This is a genomic window from Streptomyces sp. NPDC046805, assembly GCF_040645355.1.
In the GTDB taxonomy this organism is placed as follows: domain Bacteria; phylum Actinomycetota; class Actinomycetes; order Streptomycetales; family Streptomycetaceae; genus Streptomyces.
In genome coordinates, this window is record NZ_JBEYYC010000007.1 from 1 (window position 1) to 16,527 (window position 16,527).

Annotated in this window: 13 protein-coding genes; 2 read left to right on the forward strand and 11 right to left on the reverse strand. The window is 70.9% G+C overall.

Annotation, left to right across the window (positions count from 1 at the left end; genetic code table 11):
• The 10 genes from ABZ910_RS09850 to ABZ910_RS09895 form a co-directional block, all read right to left on the reverse strand.
• A partial coding sequence (locus tag ABZ910_RS09850) for a prolyl oligopeptidase family serine peptidase (protein WP_361361445.1) occupies positions 1 to 1,536 on the reverse strand: 1,536 nt, incomplete at its 3' end.
• A gap of 110 nt (positions 1,537 to 1,646) precedes the next feature.
• Entirely contained in the window at positions 1,647 to 2,951 is a 1,305-nt protein-coding gene (locus tag ABZ910_RS09855; RefSeq protein WP_361361447.1) for a tetratricopeptide repeat protein, read from the reverse strand.
• 37 nt (positions 2,952 to 2,988) lie between these two features.
• On the reverse strand, positions 2,989 to 4,947 hold the full coding sequence (locus ABZ910_RS09860; protein ID WP_361361449.1) for a M13 family metallopeptidase: 1,959 nt from the start codon (positions 4,945 to 4,947) through the stop codon (positions 2,989 to 2,991).
• Positions 4,944 to 6,269 carry an MFS transporter gene (locus ABZ910_RS09865; protein WP_361361451.1) on the reverse strand — a complete coding sequence of 442 codons (1,326 nt, stop codon included), beginning with the start codon at positions 6,267 to 6,269 and terminating at the stop codon, positions 4,944 to 4,946. Before ABZ910_RS09865 ends, ABZ910_RS09860 begins: the two co-directional genes overlap by 4 nt.
• Before the next feature lie 9 nt (positions 6,270 to 6,278).
• Positions 6,279 to 7,487 carry a cupin domain-containing protein gene (locus ABZ910_RS09870; RefSeq protein WP_361361453.1) on the reverse strand — a complete coding sequence of 403 codons (1,209 nt, stop codon included), beginning with the start codon at positions 7,485 to 7,487 and terminating at the stop codon, positions 6,279 to 6,281.
• Between the two features lie 72 nt (positions 7,488 to 7,559).
• Entirely contained in the window at positions 7,560 to 8,747 is a 1,188-nt protein-coding gene (locus ABZ910_RS09875; RefSeq protein WP_361361455.1) for a cupin domain-containing protein, read from the reverse strand.
• Between the two features lie 389 nt (positions 8,748 to 9,136).
• Positions 9,137 to 10,429 (reverse strand): MFS transporter, encoded by a 1,293-nt coding sequence (locus tag ABZ910_RS09880; protein ID WP_361361457.1) that lies wholly within the window; start codon positions 10,427 to 10,429, stop codon positions 9,137 to 9,139.
• 83 nt (positions 10,430 to 10,512) lie between these two features.
• Complete coding sequence (locus tag ABZ910_RS09885; RefSeq protein ID WP_361361459.1) at positions 10,513 to 11,655, reverse strand: helix-turn-helix domain-containing protein; 1,143 nt, start codon at positions 11,653 to 11,655, stop codon at positions 10,513 to 10,515.
• Between the two features lie 23 nt (positions 11,656 to 11,678).
• The gene (locus tag ABZ910_RS09890; protein WP_361361461.1) at positions 11,679 to 11,873 is read right to left on the reverse strand and encodes a hypothetical protein; all 195 of its coding nucleotides are present in this window, start codon (positions 11,871 to 11,873) and stop codon (positions 11,679 to 11,681) included.
• Between the two features lie 143 nt (positions 11,874 to 12,016).
• Complete coding sequence (locus ABZ910_RS09895) at positions 12,017 to 13,201, reverse strand: pyridoxal-phosphate dependent enzyme (RefSeq protein ID WP_361361463.1); 1,185 nt, start codon at positions 13,199 to 13,201, stop codon at positions 12,017 to 12,019.
• Between the two features lie 400 nt (positions 13,202 to 13,601).
• On the opposite strand from ABZ910_RS09895, the gene ABZ910_RS09900 reads away from it, so the two are divergent.
• Positions 13,602 to 14,447, forward strand: a complete 846-nt coding sequence (locus ABZ910_RS09900; protein WP_361361465.1) for an RNA polymerase sigma factor SigF — start codon at positions 13,602 to 13,604, stop codon at positions 14,445 to 14,447.
• 208 nt (positions 14,448 to 14,655) lie between these two features.
• Here ABZ910_RS09900 and ABZ910_RS09905 read toward each other — a convergent pair whose 3' ends face one another.
• Complete coding sequence (locus ABZ910_RS09905) at positions 14,656 to 15,135, reverse strand: MarR family transcriptional regulator (RefSeq protein ID WP_361361467.1); 480 nt, start codon at positions 15,133 to 15,135, stop codon at positions 14,656 to 14,658.
• Positions 15,136 to 15,275: 140 nt separating this feature from the next.
• Here ABZ910_RS09905 and ABZ910_RS09910 point away from each other — a divergent pair, with 140 nt between their 5' ends.
• Positions 15,276 to 16,454: a PP2C family protein-serine/threonine phosphatase gene (locus ABZ910_RS09910; RefSeq protein ID WP_361361468.1), complete on the forward strand. Its 1,179-nt coding sequence runs from the start codon at positions 15,276 to 15,278 to the stop codon at positions 16,452 to 16,454.
• Positions 16,455 to 16,527: the final 73 nt, after the last annotated feature.

Here is a 16,527-nt window from a genome sequence, read left to right on the forward strand (position 1 = left end):
GCCGCCGAAGGAGCCGCCCATCACGCCGACCCGGTCCGCGTCCAGGTCCGGTGCCTCCAACGCCTTGTCCAGCAGGGCCAGTAGATCGGGGGCGGTCTTGCGTGCCAGGTCGTCGGCGATGTATCGGGCATGGTCGTGGCCGTAGCCGGAGGTGCCGCGCGGGTTGCCGAGCACCACGGCGTAGCCGGCGCTCGCGTACACCTGCGCCTCGTCGAAAGCGGCGGGTCCGTTGAGGGTGTAGCCCCACTGGGTGTGCGGGCCGCCCTTGATCTGCAGCAGCACCGGGTGCGGACCCTCGCCCCGCGGGCGGATGACCCAGCCCTGCACCTCGTGGCCGTCCGGTGCGGTGGCGGTGAACTCCTCCACCGGCAACAGGTCGGTCTGCTCGACGAGTTCACGCCCGAAGCCGGTCAGTACGTGCTCTTCGCCGGCGCGCAGACTGACCAGGTCGCCGGCGCTGGTGGCGCTGGCGATGACGGCCGCCACGGTCAGTCCGTCCGGACCGTCCACGGCCGTGTACCAGTTGACCTGACGGGTGCCGGTGATCAGGGGCCTGGGCGCACCGCCGTCGTAGGGCACCAGGAGCAGATGGACCTCGCCGCGGTGGTCGGCGGCGAACAGCACACCGTCGGCGACCGGCAGGATCGTCTGGCTGGCGAAACTGAGGTGGTAGTCCTGGTGGGTGAGGCGGCGGGCCGGCGCCGAGCCGTCGACCGGCGCGGACCACAGGCCGTAACTCATCGACGTATAGGGGTTGCCGTTCTCGTCGAGGGGCTCGGCGGCGAAGCACATCGTGGCGCCGTTCGGGGAGAAGCGGGGGCAGCCGAGGAGCAGGCCGCCTGCGGTGAGGGCACGCAGGCCGCTCCCGTCGGGGGCACACACCCACAGGTCGTTGCGGAGGTCGTCGCCGGCCTCGGCGTGGCGGGCCGCGGTGAAGGCAAGGAGCCGTCCGTCGGGGCTCCAGGAGACGTCCGCGTGGTCGAAGTCGCCGTCGGTGACCTGGACGGTGGCGGCCTTGGCGTCCTCGGCGAACGGGTCGGTGACGAAGATGTGCCGCGGCCGGTCGAAGGTGAATCCGAACCCGTCGGCGCAATAACGGAGTTTGGTGATACGGCGCGGTGCCTCGCTCTGCGGTGAACCCGTGTAGCGGCCCGGCTCGGGCACGCGCGCCGTGTAGGCGATGCGCGTGGAATCCGGGCTCCACACGGGCTGTCCGGCACCGATCGGATGCCCCGTGATCACACGGGCGTCGCCGCCGTCCATCGGCAGCAGATGCAGCTGCCCAGGGCCGCCCGGAACAGGGCGGAGAAACGCCAGATAGCGGCCGTCGGGGGAGAACGCCGGAGCGGCGTCATGCGGGCCCCGCGTCAGCAGCCGGGCCGGCCGGCTTCCGTCCGTCTCGGCCAGCCACAGCTCGGACACGTACCCGTCGGTGGCCAGATCGGGACGCGTCACCGCGACGGCCGCGAACCGGCCGTCACCCGACAGCGTCGGCTTTCCCAGAACGGGAAGGAGGTCAATGTCTGTGAGCTTCATAATGCGAATCTATTTCTCCGCGGTATTGACGGTCAACGCCTCTCAAATTGAACGGAATTGAAGAAAAATGACGCCAGGAAAACTCCTGGCGTCATTTCCGGGGTCCTTTCTCAGGAGATGGTCGCGAGTCGCCACTCGACCGATTCGGCCTCCCCCGGACGGCACTGGTCCCGGTACAGGTCGACCGCCCGCGCCCACGCGTCGTGGGCCTCGGCCAGGCGCCCGGTGGCCGCGTAGCTGTCGCCGAGCCGGTCCAGGGTTCCCGCTTCCTGATACGTGTTGCCGAGGGCTCGGCACAGTTCGAGCGCGGCCCGGGAGGCGGCCACGGCCTCGTCGTGCCGGCCGGTCTGCTGCGCGAGCAGGCCCAGGCTGTCGAGCGCGGCCGCCTCACCGCCGCGGTAGTGGTGCTGACGGGAGATCTCCAGGGCGCGGGCGCAGTACCGCTCCGCCTGGGCCAGGTCACCGAGCCGGGTGTGGTACCAGCCCGCCGCGTTGAGCGCGTCGGCCTCGGCTCCCCTCTGCTGGGCGCGCCGGAACAGCCCCGCCGCGCACACCGCGTGCCGGAGCGCCGCCTCGTCCCGCCCGGCCATCTCCTCGACCCAGGCGAAGATGTAGTACGCCCAGGCCTGCGGGCCCGGTTCGCCATGCCGCTCGGCGATCCGCACCGCCCGCTCCAGTTGGGCGACGGCCTCGGTGTGCCGGCCGGCGCGGCTCGCTGCCTGTCCCGCGTAGCGGTGGGCGGTGATCTGGGCCTCGGGGTCGCCGAGGGCGTGGGCGGCGCGCAGTGCGTCCGCCCATTGCTCCAGCTGCGGCGCGGTGTGGCCGCGCCGTACGTAGTGGCCGTTGAGGCAGTTGGCGAGCTGGAACACCGCGAGGCGGTGGCCGGTGTCCCGGGCCAGCTCGCGGACGGCGACCAGGGGGGCGTGTTCCTCGTCCAGCCACGTCAGTGCCGCGTCCCGGGAGGCCGGTTCCTCGGGCACACAGCCCTGCCCCACCGGATCGAGGGGCAGCTCGGGGTGGTGCGGGGCGATGATCCGGTCCGCCCGGTAGGCGCTGTGCAGATAGTGGTCGATCAGCCGGCGCCGTGCCGCCGTGTCGCCGGGGCGGCCGGCGGCCCGTCCCGGTGCTGTCGGCAGGGGCCGGTAGCGGCCGGGTGCGGTCCGTTCGCACAGCCCGTCGGCCACGAGCCGGTCCAGGAGGGCCGCCGCGCGGTCCGCGTCGACGGCCAGCAGCGAGGCGGCCGCCGGCACGGCGATGTCCGGGCCGGGGACGAGGTGCAGCAGGTGGCGGGCGTGCTGGTGGGCATGGCCGCCCGGCTCGTGTCCGGGCCGGGCGGGCGACCTCCCGTCGCCGGTGGGTGCGTCGACCTGGACGGCTGGTTGCCGCGCGGGGGCGGTCGGGTGGGCATGGGCCATGGTCTGCCTCCTCGTCGGCCGTCGGCGGCCGTGTCGGTCACAGCAGCGTGAACCGGGCCTCGGGCTGGATGAACATGGGGTCGGTCTCGGTGACGTCGAACGCCCGGTAGAAGGCCGGGACATGGCCGAGGACTCCGTTGCAGCGGAACTGCGGCGGCGCGTGCCGGTCGTTGGCGAGCCGCTCGCGCATCCGCCCCGGCGTGCGTTTGACGCGCCACATCGTGGCCCACAGGGCGAAGAACCGCCGGGTCCTGGCGGCCCGTTCGGCGTCGGACAGCCCGGATGCGGCCAGGTGGGCGGCGAACGCGGTGTGTGCGACGGTGAGTCCGGTGATGTCGGCGATGTTCTCGCCGACCGTCCGGGCGCCGCTGACGTGCTGTCCGTCCAGTCCCGCGGGGACGTAGCGGTCGTACTGCTCGACGAGCAGCGCGGTGCGCCGCGTGTACTCGGCGCGGTCCTCCTCGCTCCACCACTCGCGCAGCCGGCCCTCGCCGTCGTAGCGGGACCCTCGGCTGTCGAAGGCGTGGGACATCTCGTGGCAGACGATCGAGCCGAGCAGGGCGAAGTTGCGCGTCATGTCGCCGCCCGCGTCGAACAGGGGCGGTTGCAGCAGCGCGGCGGGGACGACCACCTGGTTGAGCCCGTGCCGGTAGTAGGCGGTGACCGCCTGCGGCGGGACCTTCCACTCGGCGCGGTCGACGGGGCCGCCGAGCCTGCGCAGCTGGCGGACGAAGTTCCGGGTCCGGCCGCGGCGCACATTGCCCAGCAGATCGGCGGGGTCGGTGTGCAGTGCGTCGAGTTCGGCGGTGTCGCGTGGGTGGCCGAGTTCGAAGTGCATGGCGTCGAGCTTGGCGATCGCCGCGTGACGGGTGCTGTCGGCCATCCAGCCGGCCTGCTCCAGGCAGCCCCGGTAGGCCTGGACGAGCGTGTCCACCAGGTCCTCGGCGGCCTTGCGGGTACCGGGCGCGAGGTGCTCCTGGAGATAGCGCTCGCCCACCTCGTCGCCGAGGACGGTCTGCACGAAGGAGGTCGCCCGCATCCAGCGGGGCCGGGACCGGCGGGATCCGGTCAGCACCTGCCCGTAGAAGCGGAAGTTCTCGGCGAACACCGCGGCCGGCCCGAACGGGGCCGCTTCGTGCACCCGCAACCAGAGCAGCCAGAGCTTCAGGTCCGCGAGGTCCGCCGCACTCCACCACGCGTCCAGCGCGGTGCGGTACGGCCCCGGCCGCATCTGGACACGGGCGTCGGGCGGGATGTCGCCGAGCCCCTCCAGGAAGGCCCCCCAGGGGAAGGCGCCGGTGTCGGCGGCGAGTTCGGCCGCGGTGGTCACCTGGGCCTGGGCCCTGATGCGGCCGGAGGCGTCCGGCCGGGTGTGGGCGGTGGCGAGCGCGCTCTCCACGCGCAGGGCGGCGTCGGCCGCGTCGTGCGGATCGGGCTGTCCGGCCAGTTCCAGCACGGCGCGCAGATGCCCGGCGTACTGCTCGCGCAGCGGCGCGTGGCCGGGGTCCAGATAGGCGGCCGGGCCGCCGGCCAGCGCCAGGCCGGACTGGGTGAGGGTGAGCAGGTAGCCGCGGGTGCCCGTGGTGTCCGTGTCGACGGTCGCCTCGACGGGGCCGCCGACTCCCTCGCGTTGCAGCCGGCCCAGAAGCCGCGCCAGCTCCGCGCGGTCGGTGACCGCACGGACGGTGTCGAGCAGGGCGGCGAGATCGGCCGGGCCGCGCTCGGCTATGCCGGCCTCGTCCATGAAGCTCGCGTAGAGATCGGCGATCTGCCGGCCAGGGTCGCCCGGTGCGGCGGAGTGCAGGCCGCTGTCGCGGATCACGGCGACGACGTCGTCCTGCACCTTCTCGGCGAGCAGGGACAGCAGGGTGGCCTCGGCCCGGTGCTCGGGCAGGACGAAGGCGTCCAGCCAGCGGCCGTTGACATGGGTGTAGAAGTCGTCCTGCGGCCTGGTCGCCGGGTCCGTGTCGACGTCGTACGCCGTGATCGCGCTCATCGTGATGCGGCCTTGTCCGGTACGGCCTGGGTGCCCGCGGCCGGCTCCGCGACGGTGTTCGCGGTGGTTTCCGTGACGGTGTCCGCGGCTTCGGGCTCCGCGGTCCGCAGCAGGGCCCGGTGGAAGATCAGCACGGCGAGCAGGGAGCAGGTGCCCGCCACGAGGAAGGCGTAGCGCGGCTGCATGAAGCCGAGGATCACACCGCCCAGCAGATAGCCCACGGCGGGACCCGTGTTGGAGACGGCGCCCAGCGCGGCGAACGCCCTGCCGCGGTGGCTGTCGGGGGTTCGGAGGTTGATGACGATGTGGGTGACGGTCGCCTGCGCGCCGTTGCCGAAGCCGCCGATCACATAGCAGGGCACGATCCACCAGGCTCCCGGGGCGAGCCCTGCGCCGAGGATGCCCACCGAGATGCAGACGAACGACCCGATGAGGATCGCCTCGTGGTTGAGCCCCTTGATCCGGCGCACCAGCAGCGCACCGGGGACCAGGCCGGCCATCCAGGAGGACATGATCAGCCCGTACGTCTCCTCGGATCCGCCGAAGGTGTCGCGTACGTAGAAGACGATGAGGACGTTGATGATGCTCGCCGCCGCCATCACCACGCCGCTGACCGCGAGCATGGAACGCAGGAAGCGGTCGGTCGACACCCGGTAGGCGGGCTTGTCGTCCTTCTTGCCGCCGCCGCCGTTGCCGCCCGCCGTCGCGGCGGTGTTGTGGTGCAGCCGGGTACGGATGACCAGGGCGCCGAGCACGACGATCGCGAACGACGCCGCGTCGAGCAGCAGCGAGATCCTGACCCCGAAGTGGGCGGTGAGGAAACCGGCGACGCCCGGGGCGACGACCATGCCCGCCATCGCGGTGGTCTGGGAGATCGAGGAGGCCCTCGGGACGTTCTCCTTGCCGACCATCGCGGCGGGCAGCCCGGCGAAGACCGGATGGGTGAAGGCGATGCCCGTGGAGAGCAGCACGGCCAGGACGATCAGCAGGGCCGGTGTGGTCGTCTGCGTCATCGCCAGGCACGCCAGGATCTGCAGCGAGGCGACCACGACGATGAGCCGGCGGCTGTCGAACCGGTCGGCGAACCTGCCCGTGACGGGGGCGAGCAGGGCGGGCGGCACGGCGGCCGCGAGCAGCAGGGCCATGACCGCGTACGATCCGGCGCCGTTCGCCTGGAGCAGCAGGGTCAGGGCGGTGGCGGCCGCGATGTCGCCGGCGAAGGACAGCCCCCGCATACCGGCGAGGACGTAGACATCCCGCCAGGCGGGCGCGGCCCCCGCGGCACTCGTGGGCGCCTGGGCCCGTTGGGTGGTGTCTGTCATGGTGAGGTTTCAGCTCCTTGTGCGGTCGGCGGTTTCCAGCACCCCGAGACGGGTCAGCCCCTGGGCTACGTGCACGGACCGGGCTTCGGGCACGCCCGGGAAGAAGTGGGCCGCCGGGACCGCGCCGCCGCTCTCCAGCTCGCGCAGCGCATCGGCGACGGCGTCCGGCACGGCGAGCCGATGGCCGTTGACGAGGAGTCCGCTCTTCGCGCCGTCGCTCGGTCCGATCTCCAGGGGTACGGCGCTGCGGCGCAGCCGCGTGCCGGGGGCGAGCACGTCCGCGGACGCGAGCCGTTCGAACTCGCGGGGCCGGCCGGCGCCGGCGCGCTGTCGGCCGGCCGCGAGCAGCCGGTCGACCTCGGCCGCCGGGTCGGCCTCGGCCAGCCGGCCGGCGAGCCGGCTCAGCAGGGCGCCGAGGGCGGCGGCGCCGTCGGGTGCCGTGGCCCCGGCCAGGTGCGGGAAGCCGTCGAACTCCGGGTCCTGGAGCAGCTGTTGCACCGTTTCGCCCACCAGGTCGCGCCAGCGGCGCGGCTCCACGGTGACCGACAGATGCAGGGAGACCTCGGCTTTTGCGGCCGCTGCGTGCGGGGTTCCGTAGGGCAGGTACAGGACGTCACCCGCACGCAGCGTCGTCTCGATGGCGGGCGGCCCGAGGTCCTCGGGCCGGTGGGAGGCCTTGTCGGCGCGGCGGTCCGCGGGCGGCTCCCAGATCCGCCAGTCCTTGGTGCCCTCGATCTGGATGACATAGACGTCGACCGGATCGTGGTGCGGGGCGTAGCCGTCCTTGCCGGCCGGGGTCAGGAAGGCGACCACCTCACTGGGGCAGGCGAAGGTCCGGGCGAAGACGTCCACCAGGTGCCGGGCGGACGGCAGGAAGTGGTTGAGCGCGTTCCAGGTGATGGTGCCGCCGGACCGGAACAGTTCGTAGACCTGCTCCGGCACGACCGCCTCGGTGAGCGCGGCGCCGCGGTCGGCGACGGTGCGGGTGTACGCCTTGCCGGGTACCCCGCGGCCGTCCTTGGCCACCCGCAGATACGCGGGTGACACGGCTTCCATGGCGACGATGTCGTCGAGTTGCCGCACCGACACGAGGCTCCGGGTCCTGCCTTCGAGCGCACCCCTGCGCAGCAGCGGCTTCTTGTTGAAGTACTCCGAGAAGAAGACCTGGGGGTCTCCGACGAGGTCCTCGAAGCCCTGGGTGGTCGTGGATGTGTCCACGCTCTTCGCCTCCAGCAGACGGGATGGTGCCGATTCGTGCTCTCGTGTCGGTGCGGCGCGGGCGGGGCGCCGTCAGCGGGCGCCGACCACCTCCAGGACGCCGAGGCGGGTCAGCCCCTGGGCGGCCTTCGTCGCACGGTCCGCGGAAACGCCGGGGAAGACCTCGCCCGCAGCCACCTCGGCGTCCCCGAGGCTCGCGAGCGTCTCGGCGACCGGGGCCGGGACGGCGATCTTGTGACCGTTGACGGTCATCTGGGTACGGCCGCCCTCGTTGGCGCCGAACTCGACGGCGGCCGTCGTACGGCGCAGCAGCACCTCCGGGGTGAACCGGTCCGTCTCGGCGATCGTCTGGAACGTGGTGCCGTGCGAGCTGCCCGACATGGTGCGGCCCAGTTCGGCCAGCCGGTCCAGCTCGGCGCCGGCGTCCAGGGACTCCATACGGGCGGCCAGCGAGGCGACCTTCTGCCGGAACAGCGACTCCGCGCCGGAGTCCCGCAGGGCGCCGATGTGCGGATACTCGTTGAACTCCGGGTCGGAGGCGACCTGTTCGAAGGTCTCCCGCAGCAGGTCCTTCCACATACGGGGCCGCATCATGATCGACAGGTGCAGGGACACCTGGTCCTCGGCGGCGGCCGCGTGCGGGGTGTTGTACGGCAGGTAGAGGACATCGCCCGGCTCCAGCAGGACCTCGATGACCGGCTCGCCGAGCTCTTCGTCGGTGTACGAGGCGTTGTCGCCGTGGCGCTCGGCCGGCAGGTCCCACAGCTTCCAGCGCTTGGTGCCCTCGAGCTGGACGATGAAGAGGTCGACCGGGTCGTGGTGCGGCAGGTAGCCGCGCTTCTTGGTGGGCGTCATGAAACCGACGACGTCGGTCCGGACGGCCATCTTGTCGCTGATGACCCGGGTGAAGTCGCGCAGTTCCGGGACGATCTGGTTGAGCGAGCACCAGGTGACGGTGGCCCCGGCCCGGAAGAGCTCGTAGATCTTCTCCGGCACGACCGTGTCGGTGATGTTGACGCCCTGGACGACGACGCTGCGCGTGTAGCCCTTCTCGGGTACACCGGAGCCGTTGTGGTTCACCTTGATGTAGGGCGGCCGGATCGATTCCAGGTGCAGCAGTTCGTCGAGCTTGCGGATGGAGAGGATGTCACGCACATCCCCCGGCATGGCACCCTTGCGCAGCAGGGGCTTCTTGTCGAAGTACTCGGCAAAGAAGACCTTTTCGTCCCCCACCAGATCTTCGAATGTGAAGTCGTACATTGCATTCCTTTCGATGCCCGATGGCGTGGAACGAAGTTTGTCGCGGCGGAGGGGCGGCAAGCGTTTCGGGCCGCCCCTCCAGCCGCAGCGGAATTACTGGATGTTGACGTAGTACGACGTCGCCAGCAGCTCGGCGGAGGTCTCGATGAACTCGATGTCGTCGAACGCCACGGTGCTCTCCATGTTGCTCACTCCTTTTTGTTCGCTGGTCACCGCCGCTGTGTTCCGGCGGTGACGAAATATTCACCGCACGCAGCCTTGTGCGTCAACGACGGAAAACCTGAACACTGGTCGAGCGGAATTCAGAAAAACGGACACATCGAATGGAAAAGCGCGTCCAACCGCGGATGTACGCAGTTGGACGCGCGGACCGGACCGGCGCTCGGGCGTCACACCGGATGGGGTGCGACCGCGGGACGTACCTCCTTCTCGGGTACGGCCGGTGCGTCCATCCGCCGCCAGACGGGGAAGACCAGCGGGCAGAGGGTGACCAGCAGATACAGCCCGCCCACCAGCCAGAACGCGCCGGTCAGCCCGGTCGCCTGGGCCAGCAGGCCCGATCCCAGCGTGCCGAGGGGGATGGCCGCCAACGCGCCGGCGGTGGAGACGCCCTGGACCCGGCTGCGCAGTTCCTCGGGGACGAGCTCGAAGACGAGCGGCCCCATCAGCGGGTTCAGGACGCCGGCGGCGAGGCCGGAGAAGAGCATGAGGACGGCGAGGGGCACCGGGTCGTGCCACACGGCGGCCAGCACGAACCGCGGGGCGCCGGCGACGAGGAAGGCTGTCGCATAGACCGTCCGGCGGCGGAACCGGCCGAACACGGTGCCGTACAGCAGGGCGCCGCAGATCGCGCCGACGCTGGCGACGCCGGTGATGAGGCCGAGGCTGACGGAGCCGCCCAGGTTGTCCGTGGCGTGCGCCGGGAGCAGCACCGCGCTCCAGCCCTGGTTCAGCGCGTTGGTCACCATCACCATGAGCGTGATGGCGAGCAGCAGCCGGGTACGGCGCAGGAAGGCGAAGCCGGCCCGCAACTCCTCGCGGTAGGTGCGCAGATCGACCCGCGGTGCGTCGGCGACCGGGGCGGCGGCGGGCAGCCCCCGCAGGCCGCCGAGGACCAGGACGGCCGACGCCAGGAAGCTCACCGCGTCCACGAAGAGCACCGCGGACGGGCTGAACACGGCGATGAGCACACCGGCCAGCGGGCCGCCGAGCAGCCGGGCCAGCTGGCGGGCGGTCTCGAAGTGACTGGCCGCCTTGGCCACGGTGGTGCCCGCCCGCTCCGCGAGATGCGGCAGCAGCACGCCGCGGGCCGACTCCCCGGGGGAGCGGCACAGGCCCGTGACGGTGACCAGCGCGCACAGCATCCAGAAATGGAGCAGCCCGCCCTGGTGCAGCAGCGGGATCGCCGCGACAGCCACGGCCGAGACGAGGTCCGTGCCGACGCTGACCCGGCGGCGGCCGACCCGGTCGATGAGCGGGCCGCCGAGCACGGCGCTCAGCACCATCGGCAGGCCTTGCCAGAACGCGACGACACCGGTTCTGGCGACGCTGCCGGTCGTGGCGTACACGAACACGGGAATGGCGATGAGGCTGAGCCAATTGCCGGTGACGGATATGACGTTGGCGGTGAGCACGGCGAGCAGCGGTCGCCGGTCCCTGGTCTGAGCGGCCCTTGCGGGCATGGCTGTACTCCCTGTGGGCGTCGGTGGGTTTCATGAGCCCCTGGGCCGGTGCGGCCCGGGGCCCGCGCGGGTGACCGGCGTCGTCACGCGCCGAGGGACGACGGCCGTGCCATCTCCGTGTCCGACAGCTCCGCGTGCCGCAGCTCCTCGGCCAGCAGCTGCCAGATCTCGGCGTATCCGTCGGCGAGTTGGGACAGCGGCCGGCGGCAGTGCGCCGGGACGGTGTCGAGGATGCGCTGCCGGTCCCGGACGACCGAGGAACACGCGTCCAGCATCCGCAGGACGTTGCGGCCCGCGTCGTTCAGGCGCAGCGACGGGTCCCGGCGCAACGAGTCGAAGATCGTCAGCAGTTCGACGGGGCTCCTGGAGCCCCTCGGCCGGGGCCGGAGGATCTGCCGGCCCGGCTGCGCGCGCATCAGCGACGTCACCCCGGCCGGTGGTTCGGCATGCGCGGCGGCGGGTGGCTCGGCGACGCGCACCACGGCCACGCCGTCCGAACCGACCGCGCACTGGTCCGTCCGGGACTCCGCCGCCCGCTGCCTCGGCGGCAGCGGATCCTCGCCTCTGAGCATCCGATCGCGTACATCGGCGACCGTCGCCGGTGAGATGCCCACCCGCCGCGCGATCTGGCGCAGCGAGGCGCCCGGGTTCTGCCGGATCAGCCGGCTCGCCAGCTCCCGGCCCTGCGCCGAACTCACCGGTCTGGCCCGGCCGTCGCGCCCCACCCGGTGCCCCACGTCCGGCGTGTCCGCCCCGCACGTGCGCCGGACCTGAGCCACCTTCTTCGCGGACAGGCCCGCCACCGCGGCGACGGCCCGGTCGGACCAGTCGGGGCGGGCCAGGAAGATCCGCTCCGCCGCGGCCACCCGGTCGGCCACCGACAGGGCCCGCCCGTGCGTCACGTTGACCGCGACCGCCAGCAGGGCGGCGTCCTGCACATCGCCGTCGAAGAACCGGACGGCGATCCGCTCCTCACCTCGCAGTTGCGCCGCCCGCATTCGGTGGATCCCGTCCACCACCGTCATCGTCGGCCGGTGCACCACGATCGCCGGCCACGGTGTCACGGACTCCGCGAGCTGTCGTACGAACTCCTCGTCCTCACCGTCGCTGCGTGGCGTGTAGGCCACCAACAGGGTGTTCGTCGGGACGGACTCGACCGGTGCGTCCCGCAGCGCCCCGTCCCGCAGGGCTATCAGATAGTCCGAGCCCTCCGCGCGCGTACTCACGTCGACTCCCCCGCCCCGCCGCCTCAGGAACCGATCCCCTGCCAGCCCGAGTCGCCCATCGGGATGAGACCGACACCGTCGGAGGCGGCGGAAGCAGCCACCACCGTCGTCGACGAGGAGGCGTCGGCCGCCGCGGCCGTACCCGCCGCGAGGCCCATCCCCGTCACCACGAGCACACCAGCGGCGACCACATGCAGAATCGTCTTACGGACCGTCATCCCGGTTTCCCCTCTCGCTGTGTTCCGACGTGAACGATGCTGCCGTGCCGTCGGGGCCCACAGAAGAGAGTTTCCGCTGGTCAAACCGGCCTTGGCCTACTTGGGCCAGCAGGCCGCCGACCGGCGGGGGCGCCGTGTGCCGCTCAGATGCCGTCGATCATCCGGCTGCGCCCGGTGAGGTTGACCAGGACGGTCTCGTCCGGGCGGATCCGCCCGGCCCGTGCCTCGTCGCGTACGGCCGCGATGGCCGCGGCGGAGGCGTGGCACACGTCGATACCCTCAAGGGCGTGCAGCAGGTGCCGGGCCACGACGAGGTCCTCTCGCGCGGTGGAGACGATCGAGCCGCCGGTGGCGGCGGCGATCGTGTGCAGGTAGGGGTAGTAGGGCGAGCTGTCACCGAGGAGGATGGCGGTGGCCAGGCCCCGGGGGTCCTCGATCCGGTCCGTGGCGCCGAGTTCGGCGCGGCCCTCCTGCCATGCCCTGGCCGCCGGGGCGCAGGACTCCTCCTGGGCCATCAGGAACCGGGGCATACGGTCGAGTCGGCCCAGGCCCAGGTACTCGCGCATGCCCTTGTGGGCGGCGAGCATGCCCATGCCGCTGCTGACCGCCTGCACCACGACGTCCGGAGTGCGGTCCATCGCGTCGAGCGCCTCCAGATAGGCCAGCTTGAGGCCCTCCCGCCGCGCCCAGTTGAAGAAGCCGGCGTCGAAGTGGAGTCCCCGTTCCGCCGCGAACCGGCGGGCCTCGGCGGAAGCGGCCACATAGCTTCCCGGTACGGCCGTGACAGCGGTGCGGGGGTCGGCGGGGATGTCGTGATTGGCGACGAATTTCTCACCGCAGAAGAAGTGTGCCCGCATCGAGGGATCCATCCGCACGGCCCGGGCCAGCGCGGTCGAGCTGTTTCCCGTGCTGGAGCCGACGAATTCCTTCACGCCGAACTGGCGCAGTACGGCGGTGACCACGGACGCCAGTCGGTCCTTCGTGGTGTGGGTCGGCTGCAAGGACTCGTCCTTGATCCACAGCCCGGGGACCCCGATGGCGATTCCGAGACGAGGGGCGGGACGGCACGGCGTCCGCACGGTGACACCGGGGTCGAGGAATTCCCGGGAGGTCAGCGGGAGCAGATCGAAATAGACCTGCTCGGGATCGGGATGACGGTAGAAGTCCACGCTCCCCAGCTCGTACCGGGGTTCGAGGGCGCCGCTGCATCCGGGGCATCGGTACATCGCGTCGGGTGCGAACTCGGCGCCGCACAGGACGCAGGCCAATGCGAACTTCGTGCGCGTGCTGCGCTCGCTCGGGGCAACCCTCTCGGCAATCGTCGTCACTGCGGATTCCCTTCACAACGTCTCGGATCGACAATGAAAGAGCCGGAAAAGAAAGCCTCACCGGCCATCGACCGGGCCGCGACGTTAGCAGGTACCCGTCCGTTATTTCCTGGACGACCGAGATTTCCGAAGGTGCGTAAAACAATCGCGTTCAACTGCGGACATACCCAGTTGAACGCGCTTCCTTATCCGCCCCATGGTTGCGCAGGAGCGTTCAACACACAATCGCGACCGTCTGGTTGGCAGAGGCTCACCGCCCCGGGGCTGATGCGTTCTCAGCCATGGAAAGCCGAGCGGGGACTGACGGACGTTCGAGGAATGGTGGTGGGCAGCCGGGGTATGCGGGTGCTTGTCGGATGACAGGCCGGCGCATACGAGGTGGATCGACTGGGAGGGACGCATGATGCCGACGACGACCGTGCAGACTGCCGAGCAGGCGGTGGACGTTCCGGAGATCGCGGACCCGTCCAAGGTCGCGCCGAAGGACGCGCGGGAGTTGTCGAAGCTGTTCTTCGGCCAGTTGGCGGTGCTGGAGGAGGGTACGCCCGCATACCAGTACGCGCGAAACACGCTGATCGAGATGAACATGTCCCTCGTCCGCTACGCCGCCGGCCGGTTCCGCAGCCGGGGGCCGGAGGAGATGGAGGACATCGTCCAGGTCGGCATGATCGGACTGATCAAGGCCATCGACCGGTTCGAGTTGTCCCGCGAGGTCGAGTTCACCTCCTTCGCCGTCCCCTACATCGTCGGCGAGATCAAGCGGTTCTTCCGTGACACCTCCTGGGCCGTGCACGTCCCGCGCCGCCTCCAGGAAGCCCGCGTCCAACTCGCTCGCGCCAACGAGGAACTGCGCGGCCGACTGGGCCGGGCAGCGACGACCAAGGAGCTCTCCGAACTGATGAGTCTTGCGGAGGACGAGGTCGTCGAGGCGCAACTGGCCTCCAACGGCTACACGTCGGCCTCCCTGGACGCGGCGATCAACGGCAGCGAGGACGGCGAGGGGGCGCTGGCGGACTTCATCGGCGACGAGGACGCCGCCCTCGGCCTGGTCGAGGACCTCCATGCCCTCGCCCCGCTGATCGCCGAACTCGCCGAACGTGACCGCCAGATCATCCACTGGCGCTTCGTCGAGGAACTCACCCAGGCCCAGATCGGCGAACGTCTCGGCGTCTCCCAGATGCACATCTCCCGACTGATCTCCCGTCTCCTGACCCGCCTGCGCGAGGGCATGCTCAGCACCGCCTGACGGCCGGAAACCCGGCAGTCGGGCGCGGTGGAAGCAAAGGAGCCGCGCGGCCGACTGTTGCCGATTGACAACTATGGTCGTGAGGCAACAAAGCGGCGGAGTCGCACTGTACGGGGAAGGATCTGCAATGTTCCGGTGGGCGGAGGCGGCGCCGTGCGCCGGCCGTCCAAGCCTCGCAGTCGGGGCGATCGATGGCCCGGTCCTGTGTTCAGGCCGTCCGGTCCCCTGTGTGCGCAGCGGTGTCGTGTATCTGCAACGCCGCCGTGTCGCAGAACGCCTCCAGCCCCTCGAGAAGCGCGGTCCGCTTGGCGGCGGGCATCAACTCCAGCACCGCCTGCAACTCCCGCTCCCGGCGTGCGCGCAGATCGTCGAGGAAGGCGCGGCCGCGGGTGCTGATATGCAGACGTACCTCGCGCCGGTCGGCGGGGCTGACCACGCGCTCGACGAAGCCGGCGGCCACCAGTCGGTCGCAGAGTCGGCTGGTGGACGGAGGTGTGGAGGCGAGGGAGTCGGCGAGGGTGCGCAGATTGATGCCGTCCTGGTGCTCGAGCATCAGGAGCACACGCATCTGGGACGGAGAGGCCGGCGCGGTCGAGGCCCGGCCCCACAGGACTTCCAGCAACTCCACGGCCGTCAAGGTCGTGCGTGCGACCTCGATGGGCTCGGGGCGGGGGCGGAAGGCAGTCACCGTCTCACTCTCACAGGCACCTGGGACGCCCGCCAGCGTACTAGGTGCCGATAGTGGCAAGAAATGGTTCGGACGGCCCGGCGCGACTCGACGCGGGCGGCTTCGTCGCCCGGGCGAGGCTCGTGTGTGTCCGTCGAAGGATGGGTGTTTTTACGATCGTGAACAGATTTGTGACCGCTGAGCGTGCTCTGCGCACGGCGGCCCCACACGAGTTGCTCGATGCTGTGCGCCGTGTGCTCGCAGAGGAGTACGCGGCCCGGTCCGTCGAGTTGTTCATGGCCGACTACGGCCTCACCGTCCTGCAGCCGGTGTCGGTGCTGCCCCACACCGCGGAGCCGGTGTCGGTGCACAACAGCCCTGCCGGCCGTGCTTTCGGTGCCCAGGAGCCGTTCATGGAGGGCGTTCGCGGGGGGTCTGTGCGCGTACATCTGCCGGTCACTGTGCGCGGAGACCGGCTGGGCGTGCTGTCGGTCACCCTGCCCGACGCAGAAGGTGTGCGCGGCCTTCTGGGAGAACTTGCTGACATCGCCGAGGTGCTCGGACACGAGGTGGTCGTGGCCGAACGCGACACGGACGTCTACCTGCAGGCGAGGCGCAAGGACCGGCTGACCCTGGCCGCCGAGATGCAGTGGCAGCTCTTGCCCGGCCGCTCCTGCTCCGGGCCGGAGTACGAACTCGGCGCGCAGCTCGAACCGGCTTACGCGATCTTCGGTGACAACTTCGACTGGTCCGGCACGGCGGACCACCTCATGCTCTACGTCACCAACGGCATGGGGGAGGGCATAGAAGCCTCCCTGCTGACGAACCTCGCCATCAACGCTCTGCGAAACGCCCGGCGCGCCGGGATCGCCATCGACGACCAGGCTGCCTTGGCCGACCAAGCGGTGTACGCCCACTATCAGGGGCGTTGCTATCTCTCGGTGCTGATGTTCGACTTCGAACTCGCCACGGGCCGGGTGAAGGTGGTGGACGCCGGCTCCCCGCAGCTGCTGCGGCTGCGGGACGGGGTGGTCGAGCGCGTCGACTTCGACGCGCAGCTCCCGCTGGGGATGTTCGAGGAGACCGACTACGTGGCTCAGGACTTCCTCGTCGAGCCGGGCGATCGGCTCGTCTTCGTCAGCGACGGGGTGTACGCGGTCGCCTCGCCGAAGGGTGAGGCGTACGGGGATGCCGCCCTGGCTCGGGCGATCATGTCCACTCGTCTCCTGCCCGCCGCCGAGGTGCCGCGTGCCATTCTGCGTGAGCTGACCGGTCATCGCGGCCGATCCGCCCCGAGGGATGACGCCCTGGTGGTCTGTCTGGACTGGCATGGACGCTGAGCCGCTGGCAGCGAGCCTCGGATGTGCCGATGCTGTGTCGTTTCCAGGGCGCCTGCAGTATCGATGCTTGTCA

What these genes read in the sequence shown, in the direction of transcription:
- ABZ910_RS09855 (WP_361361447.1), bottom strand. Translation starts at nt 2,951, where the DNA reads ATGGCCCATGCCCACCCGACCGCCCCCGCGCGGCAACCAGCCGTCCAG.
- ABZ910_RS09860 (WP_361361449.1), bottom strand. Translation starts at nt 4,947, where the DNA reads ATGAGCGCGATCACGGCGTACGACGTCGACACGGACCCGGCGACCAGG.
- ABZ910_RS09865 (WP_361361451.1), bottom strand. Translation starts at nt 6,269, where the DNA reads ATGACAGACACCACCCAACGGGCCCAGGCGCCCACGAGTGCCGCGGGG.
- ABZ910_RS09875 (WP_361361455.1), bottom strand. Translation starts at nt 8,747, where the DNA reads ATGTACGACTTCACATTCGAAGATCTGGTGGGGGACGAAAAGGTCTTC.
- ABZ910_RS09880 (WP_361361457.1), bottom strand. Translation starts at nt 10,429, where the DNA reads ATGCCCGCAAGGGCCGCTCAGACCAGGGACCGGCGACCGCTGCTCGCC.
- ABZ910_RS09890 (WP_361361461.1), bottom strand. Translation starts at nt 11,873, where the DNA reads ATGACGGTCCGTAAGACGATTCTGCATGTGGTCGCCGCTGGTGTGCTC.
- ABZ910_RS09900 (WP_361361465.1), top strand. Translation starts at nt 13,602, where the DNA reads ATGATGCCGACGACGACCGTGCAGACTGCCGAGCAGGCGGTGGACGTT.
- ABZ910_RS09910 (WP_361361468.1), top strand. Translation starts at nt 15,276, where the DNA reads ATGGGTGTTTTTACGATCGTGAACAGATTTGTGACCGCTGAGCGTGCT.